We start from the raw sequence: 21,180 nt of genomic DNA on the forward strand, positions 1-21,180 counted from the left end.
CCATCATCTCAGCCCCGGTAGGGGGCGGCCTTGTCCAGGGCGATGTTCAGCTTGAGCACGTTCACCGCGGGCTCGCCCATGAAGCCGAGTGCCCGGCCCGTGGTCTCGCCGTCGATCAGCTTCCGCACGGTTCCGGCCGGGATTCCGCGCACCTCCGCGATCCGCCCGGCCTGGAGGTCGGCGTAGGCGGTGGAGATGTGCGGGTCGAGGCCGGAACCGCTCGACGTGACCGCGTCGGCGGGGACGGCGGGCTTCCCGGGGGCCTCCCCCCGGATCGGCACGATCCGCCCGGCCCGCGGGTCCTGGCCGCCGGCGCACTCCACCTCGACGCCCCGGTACCCGGTGCGGAACGGCACGGCCGGGCACGGCTCGTTGACGCTGATCACCCTGGTCGGGCGGGTGACGGCGCCGGAGGCGTCCCGGGGCCCGAGGACGGACAGGACCGCGCCGACCCCGCCCTCGGTGCAGTACGGGCGGGAACCGTCCACGCCTTCCAGCTCCCCGACGGCCTTGCTGGTCGCGCAGACCGTGGTGAGCAGGCTCTCCCGGTCGCCGGTGTCGACGACGTCCTCGGGGCCGAGGTTGCTCGCGGACGTGGCGGTCGGGTCGTAGCCGTCCCCCGCCGCCGAGGGCCGGCTCTGGAAGTACTGCTTGAGCGGCTTGCCGTCCGCGCCGGTGAACGACTGGCCGATCAGCGCGCTGCCGACCCGCTCGCCGTCGGCGCTGACGTACGACCCGGCGGCGCGGTCCTTCAAGCCGGGCAACTGGGCGACGCCCGTGACGGCCAGCGGGTAGGCGACGCCGAGGACGGCGGTGAACACGAGCACCGCGCGCAGCGCCGCGAGGTGCCGGCGAATGACGGAAGGAAGCATGTTCATCAGGCGATTCCCGGGACGAACTGGATGAGAAGGTCGATGATCTTGATTCCGGCGAACGGCGCGACGACGCCGCCGAGCCCGTAGACCAGCAGGTTGCGGTTCAGCAGCCGGGACGCCGGACCCGGCCGGTAGCGGACGCCGCGCAGCGCGAGCGGGATCAGCGCGACGATGACCAGCGCGTTGAACACGACGGCCGACAGGATCGCCGACTGGGGACTGGCCAGCCGCATCACGTTGAGCGCGTCCAGGCCCGGGAACAGCGCCACGAACAGCGCCGGGATGATGGCGAAGTACTTGGCGATGTCGTTGGCGATCGAGAAGGTCGTCAGCGCGCCCCGGGTGATGAGCAGCTGCTTGCCGATCTCGACGATCTGGATGAGCTTGGTCGGATCGGAGTCGAGGTCGACCATGTTGCCCGCCTCCTTGGCGGCGGACGTGCCGGTGTTCATGGCGACGCCGACATCGGCCTGCGCGAGGGCGGGCGCGTCGTTGGTGCCGTCCCCGGTCATCGCGACGAGCCGGCCGCCCTCCTGCTCGGCCTTGATGAAGGCCAGCTTGTCCTCGGGCGTCGCCTCGGCGATGAAGTCGTCCACCCCGGCCTCGTCCGCGATGGCCTTCGCGGTCAGCCGGTTGTCGCCGGTCACCATGATCGTTCTGATGCCCATGGCGCGCATCCGGTCGAACCGCTCGCGCATGCCCGGCTTGACCACGTCCTTCAGATGGACGGCGCCGAGCACACGCGCCCGGCCGTCGTGCGCCTCGGCGACGACCAGCGGGGTGCCGCCGGACGCGGAGACCCCGTCGACGACGCCGGCGAGTTCCGGCGGCACCGTGCCGCCCTGCTCGCGCACCCACGCGGTGACGGCACCGGCGGCGCCCTTGCGGAGCCGGCGGCCGGCCACGTCGACGCCGGACATCCTGCTCTGCGCCGTGAACGGGACCCATTCGGCGTGCGCCAGTTCCCCGGTGTGCCGTTCACACAGCCCGTGCGCCCGATTGGCGTGGACCACGATCGAGCGTCCCTCGGGCGTCTCGTCGGCCAGGGAGGAGAGCTGCGCGGCGTCCGCCAGCTCCCCGGTGGCCGTGCCGCCGACCGGGACGAACTCCGACGCCTGCCGGTCGCCGAGCGTGATCGTGCCGGTCTTGTCCAAGAGCAGGGTGCCGACGTCCCCGGCGGCCTCGACGGCGCGTCCCGACATGGCCAGCACGTTGCGCTGGACGAGCCGGTCCATGCCCGCGATGCCGATGGCGGACAGCAGCGCCCCGATCGTCGTCGGGATCAGGCACACCACCAGCGAGACCAGGACGATCCCGGTGACCCCGTCGGCGTCGAGGACGTCGCCGCCCGAGACACCGGGGTCGTTGGCCATGGAGTAGACCGCCAGCGGCTGCATGCTCGCGATCGCGACCAGGAAGATGATCGTCAGCGCGGCCAGCAGGATGTTCAGCGCGATCTCGTTCGGGGTCTTCTGCCGGGACGAGCCCTCCACCAGCGCGATCATCCGGTCGACGAACGACTCGCCGGGCCGCTGCGTGATCCGCACGACGATCCGGTCCGACAGGACCCGCGTCCCGCCGGTCACGGCGCTGCGGTCGCCGCCGGACTCGCGGATCACCGGCGCCGACTCGCCGGTGATCGCGGACTCGTCGACGCTGGCGATGCCCTCGATGACGTCTCCGTCGCCCGGGATGACCTGCCCGGCCCCGACCACCACGATGTCGCCCCGCCGCAGCTCGGCCGCCGCCACGGCCTCCTCCCGTCCGGGCACGCCGGGACCGCGGCCGGTCAGCCGGCGCGCCGTCGTCTCCTTCCGGGTCCGGCGGAGGGTGGCGGCCTGCGCCTTGCCCCGTCCCTCGGCGACGGCCTCGGAGAGGTTGGCGAAGACCACGGTGAGCCACAGCCAGACCGCGATCAGCACGGAGAACGCCGTGAGGTCCAGGACGGCGAGGACGCTCGTCCACACCGCGCCGATCTCGACGACCAGCATCACCGGGTTGCGCCACATGACCCGGGGGTCCAGCTTGCGCAGCGCGATGGGCAGCGAGCGCAGCAGCATGCCCGCGTCCAGCAGGCCGCCGCCGACCCGGTCCGGGGCCTGCTCCCCGGTCGTGGCCGGGGGCTCCTGGGTCTGGACGGACATCAGTGGATCCCTTCTGCGAGCGGCCCGAGGGCCAGCGCGGGGAGGAACGTCAGCGCGACGAGGACGAGGGTGACGCCGGCGACCATGCCGGCGAACTGCGGGCGGTGGGTCGGCAGCGTGCCCGCCGACGCCGGGACGGGCGTCTGCCGGGCCAGCGACCCGGCCAGCGCCAGGACCAGCACCATCGGCAGGAAACGCCCGAAGGCCATGGCCAGGCCGAGCGCGACGTCGTAGAACGGGGTCCCGGCGGACAGGCCCGCGAACGCCGAGCCGTTGTTGTTCGCCGCCGAGGTGAACGCGTAGAGCACCTCGGACAGGCCGTGCGGCCCGGAGTTCAGCATGCTCTCGCGCGGCGTCTCGAACGCCATCGCGATCCCGGTTCCCACCAGGACGATCATCGGGGTGACCAGGAAGTACAGCGAGGCGAGCTTGATCTCGCGGGCGCCGATCCGCTTGCCGAGGTACTCGGGCGTGCGGCCGACCATCAGCCCGGCCGCGAACACCGTGATGATCGCCAGGACCAGCATCCCGTACAGCCCCGACCCGACGCCGCCGGGCGCGACCTCCCCGACCATCATGTTGAGCAGGAGAACCGCGCCGCCCACGCTGGTGTAGGAGTCGTGGAACGAGTCGACGGCCCCGGTCGAGGTCAGCGTCGTCGACGCGGCGAACGTCGCGGAGTTGGATATGCCGAACCGCGTCTCGGTGCCCTCGGCGGAGGCGCCCACCGATCCGGGGACCGTCCCCGGATAGGTGAGCTGCGCCGCGTTCACCGCGACGACGCTCAGGATCGCGAACGTGGCCATCGTCGCGAGGATCGCGAGGCCCTGCCGCCGGTCGCCGACCATCCGGCCGAACGTCCGCGGCAGCGCGAACGGGATCAGCAGGATCAGGAAGATCTCGATCCAGTTCGTCCAGCTCGTCGGGTTCTCGAACGGATGCGCCGAGTTGGCGTTGTAGAACCCGCCGCCGTTGGTGCCGAGTTCCTTGATGGCCTCCTGGGACGCGACCGGCCCCCCGATGATCGTCTGCTGCCCGCCGGTCAGCGTGGAGACGGTGTGCGGGTCGGCGAGGTTCTGGATCGCTCCGCCCGCGACCAGCACGACGGCGGCGACCGCCGCGATCGGGAGCAGCAGGCGCAGCACGGCCCGGGTGAGGTCCACCCAGAAGTTGCCGAGTTCACCGGTCCTCCGCCGGGCGAGGCCGCGGACGAACGCCATCGCGACGGCGATGCCGACGGCGGCCGACACGAAGTTCTGCACCGCCAGCCCGGCCATCTGCACCAGGTGCCCCATGGTGCTCTCACCGGAGTAGGCCTGCCAGTTGGTGTTGGTGACGAAGCTGATCGCGGTGTTCCACGCGATGTCGGGCTGGACGCCGTCGAACCCCAGGCTGAGCATGAGGTGGCTCTGGAGCCGCTGGAGCCCGTAGAGGGCCAGGACGGACACGAGCGAGAAGGCGAGCACGCTCCTGGCGTAGACGCTCCACTTCTGCTCGGCGTCCGCGTCGACTCCGACGATCTTGTAGACCGCCCGCTCTGCCTTCCCGTGCCTCCGGGTGGTGAAGATCCGGTACATGTGGTCGCCCAGCGGCACGTGCACGACGGCGAGGGCGAGGATCAGCGATCCGATGAACAGGATCCCGGCCGCCGTCGTCCCCATCAGAACCTCTCCGGGAGGAGAAGCGCCACCACGAGGAAGACGATCAGCCCGGCGGCGAGCACGAGCCCGACCGCGTTCTCGGGACTCACAGCCGCCCCGCCCCCTTGACCACGAGGCCGAGCACCGCGAAGACCGCGAGCGTCAGCGCGAGAAGCATCAAATCTGCCATGCCCGAAGAAAACACCCAGTTCAGGCGCTTATGGCGCATCTTGACGCGTTCCCTACGCGCCTGCCCGCGTTCTTCACGCGTTTTCTACGCCCCCGGCGGGACGCCGACGCGTTCCGGCTCGGCGCATGTTTCCCGGCCCAGAGGGCAGGCGGTCCCCCAGGAGGTGGCCATGGGGTCGGACATGCCGGCGAGGAACGCGGGCACGGTCGTCCGGGCCGGGGCGCGCGGGCTCGTGGCCGCCATGGCGATGACCGGGGTCCGGACCGTGACCGCCGCCGTCGGACCGCACGAGGAGACCCCGCCCGAGGCGTTCGTGAAGGAACACCTGCCGTTCCTCGGGAAGCTGCCCCCCAGGCACCAGGAGGCCCTCACCGAGCTGTTCCACTGGACGTACGGTGCGGCGGGCGGCGTGGCGTACGGGCTGCTGCCGCGCGGAATCCGCGGCAGCACCCTCAGCGGCCCGCTCTACGGCCTGGCGATCTGGCTCGGCTTCGAAGCCGGCATCGCCCCGATGCTGGGCGTCCGGCACGTGCACGAGCACGGCTTCCAATGGCGCGCCGCGGTCGCCCTCGACCACGTCCTGTACGGCGTCGTGGTCGGAGGCCGCCTGGCCCCGGAGCCCGCGGGCTCCGGGGGACGGGTCACTCGGAGGCGGCTTCCTCCGCTTCGGCCTGGGCGCGGGCCTCGATGATCTCCTGTTCGGCGCGGGTGTGGCCCTCGACGATGATGCGGACGGCCTCGTCCGGGTCGTCGGTGAGGTGGATCAGGTCGAGGTCGTGGGGGGAGATCTTGCCGGACGGCAGCATGGTCGAGCGGATCCACTCGATCAGCCCGCCCCAGAACTCGGTGCCGACGAGCACGATCGGGAAGCGGGTGATCTTCCTGGTCTGGACGAGGGTGATCGCCTCGAACAGCTCGTCCAGCGTCCCGAAACCGCCGGGCAGCACCACGAACGCCTGCGAGTACTTGACGAACATCGTCTTGCGGACGAAGAAGTAGCGGAACTCCAGCCCGATGTCGACGTGGTCGTTCATCCCCTGCTCGAACGGCAGCTCGATCCCGAGGCCGACCGAAAGGCCGCCGTTCTCGTCGCAGCCCTTGTTGGCCGCCTCCATGATCCCCGGGCCGCCGCCGGTGATCACGGCGTAGCCGGCGTCCTTCAGCAGGGCGCCGATCTGCACGCCGAGCTTGTACTCGCCGGTGTCCGGCTTGGTGCGGGCGCTGCCGAACACGCTGACCGCCTTCGGCAGCTCCGCCAGCAGGCCGAACCCCTCGACGAACTCCGCCTGGATCCGCAGGACCCGCCACGGGTCGGCGTGCACCCAGTCGACCGGGCCGCGGCTCTCCAGGAGCCGCTGGTCGGTCGTGGTCTTCGGAACGGCCTTCCCCCGCAGCATCGCGGGCCCCTGCCGTCGCGAGGGGGAGTGCGGATTCAAAGTCATGGGGCCACGGTAGTAGGCCCCTCCAACCACGTGCGCATACGTTGTTCGCACGCCGCTATCAGGTGAACCTCGACGAATTCGTCCTTGGTGTGGGCGAGGGTGGGTTCGCCGGGGCCGTAGTTGACGGCCGGCACGCCGAGTTCGGAGAAGCGGGCCACGTCCGTCCAGCCGAGTTTGGCGCGGACACCGGCGCCGCTGGACGCGACGAACGCGGCGGCGGCCGGATGCGTCAGCCCGGGACGCGCGCCCGGCGCACTGTCGGTGATCGTCACCGCGAACTCACGGAAGGTTTCCCGAAGGTACGTCTCGGCGTCGGCGGGCGACTTGTCGGGCGCGAACCGGTAGTTCACCGTGACGACGCACGCGTCGGGGATGACGTTGCCCGCGACGCCTCCGCTGATGAACACGGCGTTCAGGCCCTCGTGGTACTCCAGGCCGTCCACGACCGGGCGGGCCGGCTCGTAGGCGCGCAGGACGTCCAGGATCCGCCCGGCGGTGTGGATCGCGTTGGAGCCCATCCACGCCCGCGCGCTGTGCGCCCGCTCCCCCGCCGCCGCGACCTCGGCGCGCATCGTGCCCTGGCAGCCGCCCTCGATCAGGCCGCCGGTCGGCTCCAGCAGCACCGCGAAGTCGCCGGCGAGCAGCTCGGGGCCGGTCGCCGCCAGCCGCCGCAGCCCGTTGCGCTCCGCCTCGACCTCCTCGCAGTCGTAGAAGACCCAGGTGATGTCGCGCGTCGGCTCGGTGACGGTCGCGGCGAGGCGGAGCGCGACCGCGACGCCGCTCTTCATGTCCGTCGTCCCGCAGCCGTAGAGGCGGTCGCCCTCCACGCGGGACGGGAGGTTGCCGTTCAGCGGGACGGTGTCGAGATGCCCGGCCAGGACGACGCGTTCGGCGCGTCCGAGATCGGTCCGGGCGACCACGTTGTTGCCGACGCGTTCCACGGCCAGATGCGGGAGCGCCCGCAGCGCCTCCTCGACCGCGTCGGCCAGCGGCCCTTCCGCGCCGCTGACCGATTCGACGTCGACGATCGCCGCCGTCAGGTCGGCGACGTCCGACAAGAGATCCAGCCCCATGGTCCAAGTCCTATCATCGCGGTCGTGGAGATGCCTGTGCTTGAGTGCGCCGTTCACTGGGCGGCCCCCGCCGACGAACCCGGGATGCGCGCCCTCCTGGACGACGGGGAACGCGACCGCTACGAACGGTTCCTCCGCGCGGAGGACAAGGCCCGTTTCGTCACCGGCCGGTTCCTCGCGCGGACGGCCCTCGCCGAGGTCACGGGCCTGGACCCGGGAGCCATCCGGTTCACCACCGACTGCCCCCACTGCGGCGGCACCCACGGCAAGCCCCGCCTCCCGGGCGCCGGGGTCGACTTCTCGCTCTCCCATTCCGGCGACCGCGTCGTCCTCGTCCTCGCCGAGGGCGCCGAGGTCGGCGTGGACGTGGAGCGGGAGAGCGACCGCGACATCGACCGCCTCGCCGAGATGGTCCTCACCGCCCCCGAGCGCGCGACCCTCGCGGCCATGGCCGACCGGAAACGCGGCTTCCATCGCTACTGGAGCCGCAAGGAGGCCCTGCTCAAGGCGACGGGCCACGGACTGGCCGCCCCCATGACGGCCATCCGCGTGTCCGGCCCCGACGAGCCCGCCGAGGTCCTGGCGTGGGACGGCGAGGCGGCGGTCTCCCCCGTCCGCCTGGCCGACCTCACCCCGGGCTCCGGCTACGCCGCCGCGGCGGCCGTCCTGACGGGGCGCCCCCTCAAGATCACAGAGGTCACGTGTTGATGCCGTGGTCGCGGAGGATGTCGTTCAGGGACGCCTTGTCGTGCCGCCGGCCCTCTTCGAGGCGCTTCAGGATGAGCACCGCCGGGAGCCCGAACGTCCCGCCCTTGAACTCCTTGTAGCGGGTGCCGCCGACGGCGACGCACCAGTCCGGGATGCGGCCGCGGCTGATCTCCTCGCCCGTCTCCACGTCGATGACCGGCATGGACGCCGACAGGTTCGTCCCGGACCCGACGACCGCGCCCCTGCCGACCCGCGCCCCCTCGACGATCATCGAGCGGCTGCCGATCATCGCCTCGTCCTCGATGACCACCGGCTTGGCGTTCGGCGGCTCCAGGACGCCGCCGATGCCGACGCCGCCGGACAGGTGGACGTTCTTGCCGACCTGGGCGCACGAGCCCACGGTCGCCCACGTGTCGACCATCGTGCCGGAGTCGACGTAGGCGCCGATGTTGGTGAACGACGGCATCAGCACCACGCCGGGCGCCAGGTAGGAGCCCCAGCGGGCGATCGCGCCCGGGACGACGCGAACGCCGTCCAGGCGGCTCTTCAGCGGGATGCGGTCGTGGTACCGGAAGTCGCCGACCTGGGAGCGCACCATGCCGAGGACCTTGAAGCTCAGCAGGATCGCCCGCTTGGCCCGCTCGTCGACGACCACCTCGCCGGACGCGGGGTCGATGCGGGCGACGCGGGCCTCGCCGGCGTCGATCTGGTCGACGGCGGCCACGATGGCGGCCTTCGCGTCGGCGTCGTCCGGGCCGAGGTCGGCGCGCCGCTCCCACAACTCGTCGATGCCGCTGGTGATCGGGCTGGTGAACGTTTCGGTCATGCCTCCTGAGCTTACTGGTGGCCATCTCCCGGTACCTTCTTCGCGTGGCAGTTTGGGCGAAGAAGGCGCGCTCCGAGAAGGAGCCCGAGGACGGCGGCGGTGGGCGCCGCCGTCGCGGCGGCCTGGGCTGGGCAGCGGGCCTGTCGGTCATCATCGTGCTGCTGGCCGTCGGCGGGTACGCGCTGTTCCAGGGGGCCCGCCCCTACCTGCACGGTTCCGGATGCGAGGTGACGGCGAGCGCGGGCAAGATGCCGCTCGACCTGGAGCAGGCCGCCAACGCGGCCACGATCGCCGCCGTCGCGTTCCGCAAGCGGCTGCCCGAGCGCGCCGTGGTGATCGCCTACGCGACCGCCATCCAGGAGTCGCACATCCGCAACCTGGAGGGCGGCGACCGCGACTCGGTCGGCATGTTCCAGCAGCGCCCGTCCCAGGGATGGGGCACCCCGGACAAGCTCCGCGACCCGGTCATCTCCACCAGCAAGTTCTTCGACGCGCTCGTCCAGGTGCAGGGTTACGTCGACCACGACCTGCACATCGCGGCGCAGGAGGTGCAGAAGAGCGCCGACGGCGAGGCCTACGCCCAGCACGAGGACGAGGGCACGCTGCTCGCGGCGGCGTTCACCGGCCGCGAGCCCGGCACGGCGCGCTGCTGGTACCCGCCCGACGAGCAGACCGGCTCGCGCCGCCCGGAGGCGCTCCGGGAGATGCGCCGCGCGTTCGGCAGCAGGCTCCAGGTGGGCGGCCCCGGCCCCCTCACGGCCGGTGCCCCGTCCCGCCCGGACTCCTGGAACTCGGTGAAGGCGGCCAGCACCCGCGAAGGCTGGGCCGTCGCCGCCTGGGCGATGGCGCACGCCCAGGTCTACGGCCTCACCGAGGTCCGCTACGCCGGCAAGCACTGGCAGTCCGAAGCCGGCCACGACGGCTGGACCACCGACCCCGACGCCCCCAAGGACACCGTCATCATCAAGTGACCGCCACCGCCCGGCGGGATTCAGACGGGCAGGACGCCCTTGAAATGCCAGGGCGTCACGTCGGGATGGGTGGTGGCCAACCAGCCGTCCGTGACGCCGTCCGCGGCGACTTCTCCCAGGTGGCGAAAGAACGGCGGCCGGACTCGGCCCCATGAGAGGGTGCGAGTGCCCGGTTCGTGTCGGAGGCGTCGAGTAGAAATAAGGACGTGACGTCCAGATTCCAGGACCCCCTTGAGGACGAGACCTGCCGCCGCTTCGTCCTTCCCGCCCTGGAGGGTGCCGGTTGGCGGGAAGACCAGATCCGTGCCCAGTACCCGATCAACCTCGGCCGCATCCGCGCGACCGCCCGCCGCCATCTGCAGGAAAGGCCGCTGAAGGCCGACTATGTGCTGTCGTACTCCGACGGGTTGCCCATCGCCGTCATCGAGGCCAAGCGCACCCGCCGAGACCCGGAGGACGGTTACGAGCAGGTCAAGCGGTACGCCCGCCTGCTGGACGTTCCCTTCGCCTACACGACGAACGGGCACCGCATCCTGGAATACGACGCCCGGACCGGCCGCCTGGCGGAGATTCAGGAGTTCCCCTCCCCCCAGGAGCTGTGGTCCCGGTTCCGGCGGGAACGAGAACTCACCGACGACCATCAGGCAGGGCTGGCCTCGGCGCCGCTCAATTCGACGCTCCGCAACTGGGACGGCACACCGAAGGAACCGCGGTACTACCAGCGCATAGCGATCAATCGGACGGTCCAGGCCATCGCTTCCGGCAGGTCGCGGATGCTGCTCGTCCTGGCCACCGGCACGGGAAAGACTCTCGTCGCCTCACAGATCGTCGCCAAGTTGTGGAACGCGAATTGGCCGGGCGGCCGCAGGCCCCGCGTCCTCTACCTGGCCGACCGCAGCATCCTGATCGACCAGCCCAAGGACGACTACTTCGTGCCGATGTTCGGCGAAGCGGTGCACAAACTCGGCGGCGGTGACGCCAAGACGGGCAGGAACATCTATCTGGCGCTCTACCAGTCACTGGACAGCAGCGGCGATGAGGAGAGTCTGTACAAGCAGTTCCCCGCGGACCACTTCGATCTCATCATCGTCGACGAATGCCACCGGGGCAGCGCGGCTGAGAACTCGAGATGGCGGGCGATCCTGGAGTACTACTCTCCCGCCGTGCAGATCGGCCTGACCGCGACCCCGGTCCTCGGGAAGGACACCGACACCTACGGCTACTTCGGGGAGCCGCTGTACGAGTACACGCTCGCGCAGGGCATCGAGGACGGGTTTCTGGCCCCCTACCGGGTCCGGAAGGTGCGGCTGAACGTCGACATGACGGGCTGGCGTCCCGATCCCGGGCAGAAGGACCTTCTCGGCCGGGAGATTCCGGACAAACTCTACGGTCCGAGAGAGTACGAGCGTGTTCTCGCCATCATCGAGCGGACCGAGGAGGCCGCCCGCTATCTGACCGACTTCCTGCACCGCACCGACCGGATGGGGAAGACGATCGTGTTCTGCGCCAGCACCGAGCACGCCTTCCGGATGATGAAAGCCCTGAACAACGCCAACGCCGACCTGGCGCGCCGGTACGACGGCAAGTACGCGTGCCGTATCACCGCGGCGGACGGCGATCCCGGCCGGGAATTGCTGGACGAGTTCCGCGAGGAGGCCACCGACGTCCCGGTGATCGCGGTCACGTCCCGGCTGCTGTCGACCGGCGTGGACATCCCGACGCTGCGCAACATCGTGCTCTTCCGCGTGATCAGGTCGATGCCGGAGTTCAAGCAGATCATCGGGCGCGGCACCCGCTTGTTCCCGGAGGCCGGCAAGTTCTCCTTCGACATCATCGATTTCGTCGACGCGACACGCCTGTTCAACGACCCCGACTTCGACGGCCCGCCGATGCGCGTGGTGCGGGACGAGACCGACGCCGACGGCAACATCACCGACTCCGTCAACGAGGACGTCCCCGGCGATGAGGAGATGGTCGCAGAGCCCGGAGCCGAGTACGAGGAGCAGGACGGCGGCACCCTGCCCCCGTTCGTCACCGACCCGGACGAGGTGGAGGAGATCCTCGCCAGCCCGAACAGGTTCTACGTCGACGGCGTCCAGGTAACGCAATGGGGCAGCGCGTTCTACGTGTCGGACACCGATGCCGCGGGAGGGCTGCGGCTGATCGAGTACGAGCAGTTCGTCCGGGGACAGGTCATCAGGCTCAACCTGGAACCGCACCAACTCCTTGGGCAGTGGGCGCATGCGAAGAGCAGGCAGGAACTGCGCAAGCTGCTGGACGAGAGCCATATCGTCCCGGAGGATCTCGCCGAATGGGCGGGACGCCCGGACGCGGACACGATCGACCTGTTGCTCTACCTGGCGTGGGAGATTCCGCTCCTGTCCCGGTCGGAGCGGGCGCGCCGGGTGGCTGTCCGGCACCGGGAGTTCCTCGACTCGTTCGCTCCCCAGGCCCGCGAGGTGCTCGATAGGGTTCTGGACCAGTACGCCGCACGGGGGTCCGAGGAGTTGGAGATCCGGGCGCTGCGTTCGGACGCCTACAGCTCGGACTTCGGCAACGTCCTGGAGATCGGTGAACGCTTCGGCGGCGGCGACCGGTTGCGCGAGGCGCTCGACGAGTTGAACAGCCTGGTCTACACCGCATCCTGACCTTCAAGTCTCTTTTAGTTGCAAGTGGACATCCTGCACCAAACTAAAAGTGACTTGAAGGTGTATTCGCGATAGAGTCGCCGGATGCGGCAGCGAGACGACGAGCCTCGCGCCCGGCTGTGGCGCCGGGCGGCACGTCAGCGCGGCTACTTCACCGCAGCCCAGGCCCTTGAGGACGGCTACTCCTACCAGTCGCAGTACTTCCATGCGCAGCGCGGCAACTGGACGCGCGTCGATCGCGGGGTCTACCGCTTCCGCGAGTTCGCCGACCTGCCGACCGGCGAGAACGATCATCTCGTCCGCTGGACGCTCTGGAGCCGGGACCTGGCGGTGGTGTCGCACAGCACCGCTCTCGGCGTTCACGACCTGGGCATCGCGAACCCCGCCGAGATCCACCTGACGGTCCCCCCGGGTTTCCGGCAGCGGGACGCGGCGGTCGTCGTCCACCGCGCCGAATTGTCCCCGGAGGAGATCGAAGAGCATGAAGGGTTCCGGGTGACCACACCCGTACGCGCCATCGCAGAGTCAGCCGCCGACCGGCTCGACCAGGACGCGATCGACTCCGCCGTTGCCGAGCTGCTCGCCCGCGGAGCCGCCACCAAGGGGCAGATCCTCCGGGCCGCGCAGCACCTGGGCGCACGCGCGGAACTCGCCGTCGAGCGGGCCTTCGGAGCGGAACGCGCATGAGCCGCTACGCGAACGCGGTCGATCTTCGACGCGCGCTTGAGGCCCGGCTCAAGCAGCGTGCGGACGAGACCGGCACGGACCTCAGCCGCCTGCGCCGCGTCGCGGTGTTCGACCGGATCGGCGCCCGGCTGTCCGCCGCCGAACGGGGATGGGTGCTCAAGGGAGGCGCGTCCCTTGAGTTCCGCCTGGGTGTCCGCGCCCGCGCGACGAAGGACATCGACCTGGCGCTGCCGGACGGGCCGTGCGATGGCGAGTCTCTACGCGAGGAACTCATCGAAGCACTTTCGGTGGACGTCGACGGCGACCGCTTCGTGTTCACCGTCAAGCCTCCCGTGGGACTGGAACCCGATGCGGCGGGACGCCCCGGCTGGCGCTTCTCCATTGACGCCATGCTCGCAGGAAAGTCGTTCGCCTCCATCAGGTTGGACGTCGTCCTGCGCGGCGAGGAACTCGCGGCGACGGAACGTATCGCTCTGCCGGGCGTCCTGGCCTTCGCGGACGTGCCACCGCGCACGATCGAGTCGGTGGACCGCCGCCAGCACTTCGCGGAGAAGCTCCACGCCTTCACACGTGACTACGGCACCCGCCCGAACACGCGGGTGAAGGACCTCGTGGACATGGTCCTGCTCATCGAGGACGGTCTCCCCTCGGAGAGGTCTCTGCTGGACGTGGTGAGCCACGTGTTCGCCGCCCGCGAGGCCCAGCCGGTTCCGCAGGCCCTTCCCGACCCGCCGCCCGTCTGGGCGAAGGAGTATCCGAAGCTCGCCGAGGACCGGACGCTCACTGAGCCGGACCTCGCCGTAGCGCTCGATCTGGTCCGCAAGTTCTGGGCGCAAGCCCTCACCACGGAAACGGAAGTCTGACCCGTCATGGCTCCAGCCAAGAAGAAGACCGAGGACACCAGTTCCCGCGCAAGGCTCGGTTCAGTGATCAAGTCGGCCCGCGACATCATGCGCAAGGACGCCGGCCTGAACGGCGACCTAGATCGGCTCCCCCTGCTGTCCTGGCTGTTGTTCCTCCGCGCCTTCGACGCTTTGGAGAAGCAACGCGAGGCATATGAGGACGATTTCCGGCCTGCCATTGACCCCGAGTTTCAGTGGAGCACCTGGGCCAATGACGAGAACATCACCGGAGATGAACTACTCGAGTTCGTCAATGGCGAGTTGCTCCCTTACCTGAGCGACCTCAAGAGTAGCGACCCGGGCGACCCGCGCAACGTCCTCGGCCAGGTATTCCAGGGTGTCCAGAATCGTATCGCCTCCGGCTACCTGCTCCGCGACCTCCTCAACCAGATCAAGAAGATCGACTTCACGTCCAGCGACGACATTCATACAATGGCGTACCTGTACGAGTCGCTGCTGAAAGAGGTCCGGGACGCAGCCGGCGACTCCGGCGAATTCTACACCCCGCGCGCCGTCATCCGCTTCATGGTCGAGCAGACGTTCCTGGAACTCGACGAAAAGATTCTCGACCCTGCCTGCGGGACCGGAGGCTTCCTGGTTGAGGCATACACGGAGCTGACCAACGGCCGGAAACTTGGAATTCTCCAGCAGGAGAAGCTTTGGCGCGATCTGCGCGGCATCGAAAAGAAGCCGCTCCCGTACCTGCTATGCATGATGAACCTGATCCTGCATGGCATCACCGAACCCAAGATCCTGCACACCAACGCGCTGAGGCACATGCTGAACGAGTCCGGGCCGAGTGACCGCGTGGACGTGATCCTCACCAACCCGCCCTTCGGCGGGGAAGAAGAGGACTCGATCGCCAAGGCTTTCCCGAAGGGCTACCAGACCCGTGAGACAGCCTGGCTGTTCCTTCACGAGGTCATCAAGAAACTCAAGCCGGACGGCCGATGCGCGATCGTCCTCCCGAATGGGGCACTCTTCGGCGAGGGCATCGGCGCAAAGATCAAGAAGAAGCTGATGGACGAGTGCAACCTGCACACCATCGTCCGACTCCCCCAAGGCGTCTTCGCGCCCTACACCCAGATCCCCGCGAACCTGCTCTTCTTCGACAAGACCGGAACCACGAAGGAGACCTGGTTCTACCAGATCGACCCACCCGAAGGCCGCAAGGGCTACGCCAAAACCAGGCCCATGCGCTACGAGGAATTCGCCGAATGTGCCGAATGGTGGGGCGGCAAGGAGCGAGCGAACCGCGAGAAGACCCAGCGCGCCTGGTGCGTCCCCATCGCAGACATCATCGCCAACGACTACAACCTCAACCTCACCAACCCTGCCGACGAGGACGACCTAGCCCACCACCCGCCTGCCGAATTGCTAGCAGACCTCATCGCAACCGAGAACGAGATCCTCTCTATCCTCAGGGAGCTTAAAGATGACCTGGAGGCCCACGGATGACGGCTCAGCCCGTTCGCCTTGGCGACGAACTACAGCTTGAGCGATTCCCTGTCGCGGTTTCAACTGACACCGAGTACACCCAGATCGGCATCCGCTCGTTCGGTAGAGGGATATTTCACCGCGACAAGATGCCCGGCAACGAACTAAGCAAACTGCGCTACTTCGAAGTCACTCCTGAGCGCCTGATCGTGAGCAACATCATGGCCTGGGAGGGCGCAATTGCTGTGTCAACTGATCGGGATCGTGACTGCATCGCATCAAATCGATTCCTCAGCTACGCGCCGTCAACCAACGTAGACGTACGATACCTAAACTACTACTTCCAGAGCGCCCCTGGCATGAGGGCAATTCGAGGCACATCCACTGGGACGGTTCTTCGGAACCAGACACTGTCCATCAAGGACTTTGAGAATCTAGTAGTACCGCTGCCAGACGTGAAGGAGCAGCGCCGCATCGCCGCCCGTCTGGACGCCGCGCTAGCGAAACTCGCGCACGTGAAAGGGCTTAGAGAACATCGCGCCCGACTGTGCGCTGCTCTAGCCGAGTCCATGATAGGCAGCGCCATCGAGTCACCGCAATCCGTCGGGCTGATCGGCGATATCATGACCCTCACCCGGCGTCCTGTCGCACCGGAGCCCGGCAAGACTTACCGGGAAATTGGCATACGCTCCTTCGGCAGAGGCGTCTTCCATAAAGAGCCCGTCACAAGCGAAGATCTTGGAAACAAGAGAGTATTCGCCATCAGGCCGGGCGACCTGCTCTTCAGCAACGTCTTCGCATGGGAGGGAGCGGTTGCCTTGGCCAGCGAGACCGAAGCCGGTTTTATCGGTAGCCACCGGTTCATGACCTATCAGGTCAACGAGAACCGCGCGGACTCTTCTTATCTGCGCCATTATTTTACCTGCAAACCCGGGCTTGAAACCATCCGCCGCACTTCCCCTGGGTCCGCCGGACGTAACAAAACACTCGGCATCAAGAACTTCGAGGCGCAACCCATCCCACTGCCATCACTGAGCGAGCAGCACAAAGTCGGCCGCATTCTCGACGCAATCTCAAAGGGCATCAGCGCTAACGACAGTGCTGAAATAGTTGCCGCTTTCAAGCCGTCATTGCTAAACAAGGCGTTCAGTGGCCAACTTTAAGGCCGGAGTGGCAGCCCAGGCCAGGCCAAGGCTGCCACTGTCGACCGCTTTACTGCGGTGCGGCAGCTTGTAGGTGGTCAAGCAGGTGGTGTGCCGCCACAGAAGGTAGCTCGAGAGTTGGGCCGTCTGGGTCTTTGGAGTCCCGGATCAGGAGCCCCTCTGGGACGGCCGCAATCTCTACGCACTCGCCGCCCGTACCGCCACTGTAGCTGCTCTTATGCCACAGCCGCGTTGTCTTCCCGGGTTGCTTCATCTAATGCTCGGCTGATCAGAGCACGGGCCGCCGCCGGGGTCAGGCCAATGGTAGGGCCATTCGGGTCCTTCGAGTCGCGAACAAGTACGCAACCGGGAATGACCGCGACCTCAACGCACTCACCACCCAAGCCGTTGCTGTAGCTACTCTTGCGCCACCGGGTAACCGCTGTGATCGGAGGGGTCATGATACGTCTCCTGGATTCGGCGCATAAACTCGTTCGATTCGGTCTGACTCAGGACCTCGCCCATCGTCCTGTTGAAATATACCTCTGTCATGAACACATCGTCCCTTGTCATGAACACATCGTCCCTGTTGTCGATCACATAGCCGATGTTCCCTGACTCGATGTACACAAGGTCTGGCTCCTTCTCGAAGCTGAGCAGGATCATGTCCCCAGCCAGCGCTTCTGTGGTGATCCGCTCGAACGGCATGATCAAGACTTGAACGAAGGGCGACCTCGCCGCATTGATGAGGTGATCGATCTGCCTCGCCATGGTCTGAGGGCCCCCAACCGGCCGCCGGAGCGTGGACTCGTCCAAGACGCACGTCATCATGACGGGCTTGTCACGGGAGAAGATCGCTTGTCGTTCCATACGGCTGGCAACTCGCGCGTCCAGGGTCTCCTCAGGTTCGCTGCGGTCCATGATGCCCCGCGCGTAGTCCTCGATCTGAAGCAGGCCCGGCACGATCTGGGCAGCGAAGCAGCGAACGCCTATGGCTCTGGTTTCTTGCTCCAGATAGGTCTTGAAGCCCGGCCGCAGGACGCGGCTGCGGCCGGCGCGGCGGATGGCCTGGTGGATGCGGTGGAAGTGGCCGTCGTCCTGGTCCCAGCCCTCCGTCTTGAAGTAGGTGTCCAGGTCGAGGGCCGTCTGCTCGGAGACCGTCTTGTCGGCCTTCTCGAGCTGGCATATCCACTGAGGGGTGCAGCCGAGCGCCTTGGCCAGTTCGTTCTGAGACAGCTTCGCGCGTGCGCGCGTGCGGCGTAGTTCCAGGCCGAAGTGGACGCGCAGGGCGTCAGGGTCTTGCTGATCGCTGGCCCTGTCGGGGGGCCTCCTGCACTCGGTGAACCGGGGGTGGCGACGGTGGACGTGCAGTTAATCCAGATTCGTAGCCGAGAGTAATCGAGAGAAAGCAGTCTGTCCCGCGAATCGAAGAGGGCCGATCAGATCGGCCACGGCAGGGACAGGAAGCCGATGAAGAACACGAGAACGGCAGCGATCGAACAGGACTTCCCGGCGTGGATGGTGTGGCTGTCACAGCGGGGCGTGTACTGGGGCGCGGTCCGGCGGGAACCGAAGCCCGGCCTTCCCCCACGGTCATCGCTGACTCCGAGGACGAATTGCGGGCGGCGCTCGCCGTCCAGCCATGCGGCGGGGACCTGTCCCAGTGAATCCCACCGCGGGGCTGAGGTGCTGGATTCCCGGCCTACAGGTCTGGTACGGGATCTACACGAAGTCATAGTGGGCGTTCGTGCCGGGCCGCCCTGACCTTCTGTTCGAGGCGCCGTCTCCCGAGGTGCTCGTGCGGAAGCTCACCCCGTATGCCGGCCGGGTCACGGCACGCGGGCCCAGGCGGTTTCGGTGACGATGACGTGATCGAGGAAGCGCAGGCCGACCGTCTCGGCGGCATCGCGCAGAGTCTCCGTCGCCGGACGTCGGGGGTGCTCGGCTCCAGGCATCCGCTGGGGTGGTTGTGCGCGACACCGAACGCGGTGCCGCCGGCAGCGAGCACAGCGCTCAGCACGTCCCTTACCGGGATCAGGCTGCGGTCGGCGGCACCCTCCGTCAACGGGACGACGCGGATCACGCCTCTGTTGCCCCCGCATACGACCACGACGACGCGTTCGAACCGCAGTCCGCGTAGGAACGGCGCCGCCACGGCGGCCAGGTCAGCGGAACCACGGATTCTGCGCGGGTCCGGTGCCCCGGTCGCGCGGCGCGCCAACTCGAACGCCGCCGCGATCCTCGCCGCCCTGGCCGGGCCGACACCGGGCAACCGCTTCAGCGCGTGCGAGTCGGCCAGGGCCAGGGCGGCCAGTCCACCTCGTTCATCGATCAGGCGGGCCGCGAGTTCGATCGCGTCGCATCCTGGCAGTCCCGCGCCCAGGACGAGCGCGAGCAGTTCACGGTCGGACAGCGCCCGCGGCCCCTGCCTCAGCAGCCGCTCGCGGGGTCTGTCCGACTCGGGCAAGTCCGTGACCCGCATCCCCGATACCTCCGCGCCCAGGAGAGCAGGCGGCACCGACAGAACGCAGCGGTCTCAGTCGTCGGTATCGGTGTCCAGGACCTCGACCTTCTCCGCGTGCCTGACCACCTCGGGATCGGACTCCCTGGCGCGCGAGTTGACGACCGGGGCGCCGCTCACGAGTTCAAGGCCCCAGCCGAGGAGCGTTTCCCCGCGAGCCGCCAAAAAGCTTCGGTAGTCGCCGTTCATCGCGGCCTCGAAGGCTCGGGGCGAGACGAGAAGGCTGTCGAGCCTGTCACGTATCTCGTTATCGCCGCTGAAGTCGATCTCGGCCTGGAGGTAGGCGGCGGGCGCCTGGTCGGCCACGAACTGGTTGCTGATCGCCGTCAGCATGACGATGTTGACCAGCGTGTTGGCCTCCTCGTAGGAGAGCCCCTCACGCATGAGCCACGCCTTGGGGAAAAAGTGGTGGTACTGCATCTCGTTGGACATGGCGAGCGCACGCCCGACGTCGATGCGCTGTCCCGTGCGCAGGTCTCGCGGATCGGCCGCGGCCAGCATCAATGCGTACGCCTTCGTCCTGCCGCTATCGCGCCGGTACTGGTGTCCCCACCATCGTTTGACGCCCAGCGGCGCGGTCTCGACATCGATGACCCTGGTCTCGCGCTGGGCGAAACGGGTGACGGCGGCGAGGTCGTCCGCCATCTTCCGGGCGTTCCAGCCTTCGTAGTACCCGCTGAGCGCGGTTTTCCAGAACCAGCCGCGGATCGCGGCGAACTGGTGCGCGTCCGGCTTCGGAAGCCGCCGGAAGATCTCGATCACCACCGCGAGCTGGTTCGGGTAGGGCAGTGCCTCGGCGGTGGGGGTCCCGATCTCCGTCGTCAGGAAGTCGACGGCCCGCCGGGCGGCCTCCTCGGTCTCGGAGATGGCCGTGGGCAGGGAAGCCGGCGGGATGGTGGGGAGTCGTTCGATGTCCTTGGTGGCGAAGCCGAGACCGGCGGCCGCGGCGATGGACCGGAGCAGCAGCCTCCGGTCGATCTGGCCGTAGTGCTTGTCCGCGAGGACCTCGCGAACCCGATCGATCGCGTCCAGCAGGTCGAAGTCGCTCGTCCAGGTGGCCGCCCGGACGAACTCCACGGTGGTGAGCGGAGTGGCCCGCGTGTTCACCCGCTCGAAGATGCGGCCCACCTCGGTGAATTCGGTCGCTTCGAGGGTCACCACCGCGACCTCGTACTTGGTGAACCGGGTGAACAGGACCTTCGCTCGCTCTCGTTGTTCCATGGGCAGGTCCATGACCCGCGGGAAGAAGTCCGAAGGCTCGCTCAGAAAGCGCAGAGGCACCTGGTGGGCCGGTGGGTCATCGAGATCCTCACGGTGCAGGAACCGCTCGTCCCGCAGATCGTAGACGAGGTTCCAGAAGCTGCGAGGGTCACCGTCCGGTTCCGGTTCCCAGTGCAGCGCGCCGCAGATCGTCGACAGCCGTTGACAACCGTCGAGGAGATAGGTCCTGCCATCGCTCGGCTCGGTTGCGCTGATCTCGAGATCGGCGATGCTGCGCTCGCTGGCTAGGTCGAGCCGGCTTCGCCACAGCAGGAGGCTTCCGATCGGGTAGTTCCGCGCTATCGAGTCCAGCAGGTCAAGGACCTGCGTCCGCGACCAGACGAACTCACGCTGGAACTTGGGCAGCAGTATCCGCCCCTCGAGGACGCGCGTCGCCAGTCCAGTGATCTGCTCCGGCAGCGGCCTGTGCTCTCGTTCCTGGGAGTTCTTCGGCACTTGGCTCCCACATCGGTCAACATCTGCTCTTTACCTCATCCTGACACGCTCCGCTGTCGGCTTTGCGGCCTTTCCGAACGCGGCCGATGAAGGACAGCGGGCGTGAGCCACCGCGACCTCCAGCCGTCCCGGGTTCAAGGGCGGAAGGGCCGTTGGAGGCCGCGACGAAAGAGTCTTGCCATGGTCGAGGGCCAGACTGTGGATCATGTCCCCGAACTGGTGGGTGGCCACGGCACCGGCGCTGACCGGGCCCAGATA

The 21,180-nt window shown here is 68.2% G+C and carries 21 protein-coding genes; 8 read left to right on the forward strand and 13 right to left on the reverse strand.

Going from position 1 to position 21,180, the window contains the following annotated elements; all coding sequences use genetic code 11:
• Positions 1-8: 8 nt before the first annotated feature.
• From E1281_RS01905 to E1281_RS42455, 5 genes are all read right to left on the reverse strand, one after another.
• On the reverse strand, positions 9-878 hold the full coding sequence (locus tag E1281_RS01905; RefSeq protein ID WP_131875353.1) for a potassium-transporting ATPase subunit C: 870 nt from the start codon (positions 876-878) through the stop codon (positions 9-11).
• The gene (gene kdpB / locus E1281_RS01910) at positions 878-2,935 is read right to left on the reverse strand and encodes a potassium-transporting ATPase subunit KdpB (RefSeq protein ID WP_243716488.1); all 2,058 of its coding nucleotides are present in this window, start codon (positions 2,933-2,935) and stop codon (positions 878-880) included. Before kdpB ends, E1281_RS01905 begins: the two co-directional genes overlap by 1 nt.
• A gap of 83 nt (positions 2,936-3,018) precedes the next feature.
• Positions 3,019-4,680: a potassium-transporting ATPase subunit KdpA gene (gene kdpA, locus E1281_RS01915; RefSeq protein ID WP_131875355.1), complete on the reverse strand. Its 1,662-nt coding sequence runs from the start codon at positions 4,678-4,680 to the stop codon at positions 3,019-3,021.
• Positions 4,680-4,769 carry a K(+)-transporting ATPase subunit F gene (kdpF, locus tag E1281_RS01920; protein ID WP_131875356.1) on the reverse strand — a complete coding sequence of 30 codons (90 nt, stop codon included), beginning with the start codon at positions 4,767-4,769 and terminating at the stop codon, positions 4,680-4,682. Before kdpF ends, kdpA begins: the two co-directional genes overlap by 1 nt.
• Positions 4,766-4,888, reverse strand: a complete 123-nt coding sequence (locus tag E1281_RS42455; protein ID WP_279433575.1) for a hypothetical protein — start codon at positions 4,886-4,888, stop codon at positions 4,766-4,768. Before E1281_RS42455 ends, kdpF begins: the two co-directional genes overlap by 4 nt.
• Before the next feature lie 130 nt (positions 4,889-5,018).
• Between E1281_RS42455 and E1281_RS01925 the strand changes: the two genes are divergently transcribed.
• Positions 5,019-5,540 carry a hypothetical protein gene (locus E1281_RS01925; protein WP_131875357.1) on the forward strand — a complete coding sequence of 174 codons (522 nt, stop codon included), beginning with the start codon at positions 5,019-5,021 and terminating at the stop codon, positions 5,538-5,540.
• Here the strand turns inward: E1281_RS01925 and E1281_RS01930 are convergent.
• Both E1281_RS01930 and dapE read right to left on the reverse strand, forming a co-directional pair.
• Positions 5,491-6,291, reverse strand: coding sequence for a TIGR00730 family Rossman fold protein (locus E1281_RS01930; protein WP_131875358.1), 801 nt, complete (start codon positions 6,289-6,291; stop codon positions 5,491-5,493). The two genes, E1281_RS01925 and E1281_RS01930, sit on opposite strands and share 50 nt — an antisense overlap.
• Entirely contained in the window at positions 6,288-7,364 is a 1,077-nt protein-coding gene (gene dapE / locus E1281_RS01935; protein WP_131875359.1) for a succinyl-diaminopimelate desuccinylase, read from the reverse strand. Before dapE ends, E1281_RS01930 begins: the two co-directional genes overlap by 4 nt.
• Before the next feature lie 30 nt (positions 7,365-7,394).
• Between dapE and E1281_RS01940 the strand changes: the two genes are divergently transcribed.
• On the forward strand, positions 7,395-8,072 hold the full coding sequence (locus E1281_RS01940; protein WP_131875388.1) for a 4'-phosphopantetheinyl transferase superfamily protein: 678 nt from the start codon (positions 7,395-7,397) through the stop codon (positions 8,070-8,072).
• On the opposite strand, the gene E1281_RS01945 is transcribed toward E1281_RS01940, so the two are convergent.
• Entirely contained in the window at positions 8,062-8,898 is an 837-nt protein-coding gene (locus E1281_RS01945) for a 2,3,4,5-tetrahydropyridine-2,6-dicarboxylate N-succinyltransferase (RefSeq protein ID WP_131875360.1), read from the reverse strand. The two genes, E1281_RS01940 and E1281_RS01945, sit on opposite strands and share 11 nt — an antisense overlap.
• Positions 8,899-8,942: 44 nt before the next feature.
• Here E1281_RS01945 and E1281_RS01950 point away from each other — a divergent pair, with 44 nt between their 5' ends.
• The 6 genes from E1281_RS01950 to E1281_RS01975 all read left to right on the forward strand — a co-directional run bounded on the left by E1281_RS01950 (position 8,943) and on the right by E1281_RS01975 (position 16,706).
• Entirely contained in the window at positions 8,943-9,869 is a 927-nt protein-coding gene (locus E1281_RS01950; protein ID WP_243716478.1) for a hypothetical protein, read from the forward strand.
• Between the two features lie 206 nt (positions 9,870-10,075).
• Entirely contained in the window at positions 10,076-12,517 is a 2,442-nt protein-coding gene (locus E1281_RS01955) for a type I restriction endonuclease subunit R (protein ID WP_165958753.1), read from the forward strand.
• An 84-nt stretch (positions 12,518-12,601) separates the two neighbouring features.
• Entirely contained in the window at positions 12,602-13,204 is a 603-nt protein-coding gene (locus tag E1281_RS01960) for a hypothetical protein (RefSeq protein WP_131875362.1), read from the forward strand.
• On the forward strand, positions 13,201-14,067 hold the full coding sequence (locus E1281_RS01965) for a nucleotidyl transferase AbiEii/AbiGii toxin family protein (protein WP_131875363.1): 867 nt from the start codon (positions 13,201-13,203) through the stop codon (positions 14,065-14,067). The genes E1281_RS01960 and E1281_RS01965 overlap by 4 nt, the downstream gene beginning before the upstream one ends.
• Before the next feature lie 63 nt (positions 14,068-14,130).
• Positions 14,131-15,564, forward strand: coding sequence for an N-6 DNA methylase (locus tag E1281_RS01970; protein WP_207943042.1), 1,434 nt, complete (start codon positions 14,131-14,133; stop codon positions 15,562-15,564).
• A complete protein-coding gene (locus tag E1281_RS01975; RefSeq protein ID WP_131875365.1) occupies positions 15,561-16,706 on the forward strand; it encodes a restriction endonuclease subunit S in 1,146 nt (381 codons plus the stop codon). Before E1281_RS01970 ends, E1281_RS01975 begins: the two co-directional genes overlap by 4 nt.
• 49 nt (positions 16,707-16,755) lie before the next feature.
• On the opposite strand, the gene E1281_RS01980 is transcribed toward E1281_RS01975, so the two are convergent.
• The 5 genes from E1281_RS01980 to E1281_RS02000 form a co-directional block, all read right to left on the reverse strand.
• The gene (locus E1281_RS01980; protein ID WP_131875366.1) at positions 16,756-16,959 is read right to left on the reverse strand and encodes a DUF397 domain-containing protein; all 204 of its coding nucleotides are present in this window, start codon (positions 16,957-16,959) and stop codon (positions 16,756-16,758) included.
• Positions 16,922-17,146, reverse strand: coding sequence for a DUF397 domain-containing protein (locus E1281_RS01985; protein ID WP_131875367.1), 225 nt, complete (start codon positions 17,144-17,146; stop codon positions 16,922-16,924). Before E1281_RS01985 ends, E1281_RS01980 begins: the two co-directional genes overlap by 38 nt.
• Complete coding sequence (locus tag E1281_RS42780) at positions 17,103-18,056, reverse strand: helix-turn-helix transcriptional regulator (RefSeq protein WP_131875390.1); 954 nt, start codon at positions 18,054-18,056, stop codon at positions 17,103-17,105. The genes E1281_RS01985 and E1281_RS42780 overlap by 44 nt, the downstream gene beginning before the upstream one ends.
• Positions 18,057-18,417: 361 nt before the next feature.
• Positions 18,418-19,167, reverse strand: coding sequence for a UPF0758 domain-containing protein (locus E1281_RS01995; protein ID WP_243716479.1), 750 nt, complete (start codon positions 19,165-19,167; stop codon positions 18,418-18,420).
• Between the two features lie 54 nt (positions 19,168-19,221).
• Positions 19,222-20,922, reverse strand: a complete 1,701-nt coding sequence (locus E1281_RS02000) for a DUF262 domain-containing protein (RefSeq protein WP_131875368.1) — start codon at positions 20,920-20,922, stop codon at positions 19,222-19,224.
• Between the last annotated feature and the right edge of the window lie 258 nt (positions 20,923-21,180).

The sequence above is a fragment of the Actinomadura sp. KC345 genome, from assembly GCF_004348515.1.
Taxonomy (GTDB): Bacteria; Actinomycetota; Actinomycetes; order Streptosporangiales; family Streptosporangiaceae; genus Spirillospora.

Bases quoted from the DNA above. Each gene is read 5' to 3' on its own strand.
- E1281_RS01905 (WP_131875353.1), bottom strand. From the start codon at position 878: ATGAACATGCTTCCTTCCGTCATTCGCCGGCACCTCGCGGCGCTGCGC.
- kdpB (WP_243716488.1), bottom strand. From the start codon at position 2,935: ATGCTGCTGCGCTCGCTGCCCATCGCGCTGCGCAAGCTGGACCCCCGG.
- kdpA (WP_131875355.1), bottom strand. From the start codon at position 4,680: ATGGGGACGACGGCGGCCGGGATCCTGTTCATCGGATCGCTGATCCTC.
- E1281_RS42455 (WP_279433575.1), bottom strand. From the start codon at position 4,888: ATGCGCCATAAGCGCCTGAACTGGGTGTTTTCTTCGGGCATGGCAGAT.
- E1281_RS01925 (WP_131875357.1), top strand. From the start codon at position 5,019: ATGGGGTCGGACATGCCGGCGAGGAACGCGGGCACGGTCGTCCGGGCC.
- E1281_RS01930 (WP_131875358.1), bottom strand. From the start codon at position 6,291: ATGACTTTGAATCCGCACTCCCCCTCGCGACGGCAGGGGCCCGCGATG.
- dapE (WP_131875359.1), bottom strand. From the start codon at position 7,364: ATGGGGCTGGATCTCTTGTCGGACGTCGCCGACCTGACGGCGGCGATC.
- E1281_RS01940 (WP_131875388.1), top strand. From the start codon at position 7,395: ATGCCTGTGCTTGAGTGCGCCGTTCACTGGGCGGCCCCCGCCGACGAA.
- E1281_RS01945 (WP_131875360.1), bottom strand. From the start codon at position 8,898: ATGACCGAAACGTTCACCAGCCCGATCACCAGCGGCATCGACGAGTTG.
- E1281_RS01960 (WP_131875362.1), top strand. From the start codon at position 12,602: ATGCGGCAGCGAGACGACGAGCCTCGCGCCCGGCTGTGGCGCCGGGCG.
- E1281_RS01965 (WP_131875363.1), top strand. From the start codon at position 13,201: ATGAGCCGCTACGCGAACGCGGTCGATCTTCGACGCGCGCTTGAGGCC.
- E1281_RS01975 (WP_131875365.1), top strand. From the start codon at position 15,561: ATGACGGCTCAGCCCGTTCGCCTTGGCGACGAACTACAGCTTGAGCGA.
- E1281_RS01980 (WP_131875366.1), bottom strand. From the start codon at position 16,959: ATGAAGCAACCCGGGAAGACAACGCGGCTGTGGCATAAGAGCAGCTAC.
- E1281_RS01985 (WP_131875367.1), bottom strand. From the start codon at position 17,146: ATGACCCCTCCGATCACAGCGGTTACCCGGTGGCGCAAGAGTAGCTAC.
- E1281_RS01995 (WP_243716479.1), bottom strand. From the start codon at position 19,167: ATGCGGGTCACGGACTTGCCCGAGTCGGACAGACCCCGCGAGCGGCTG.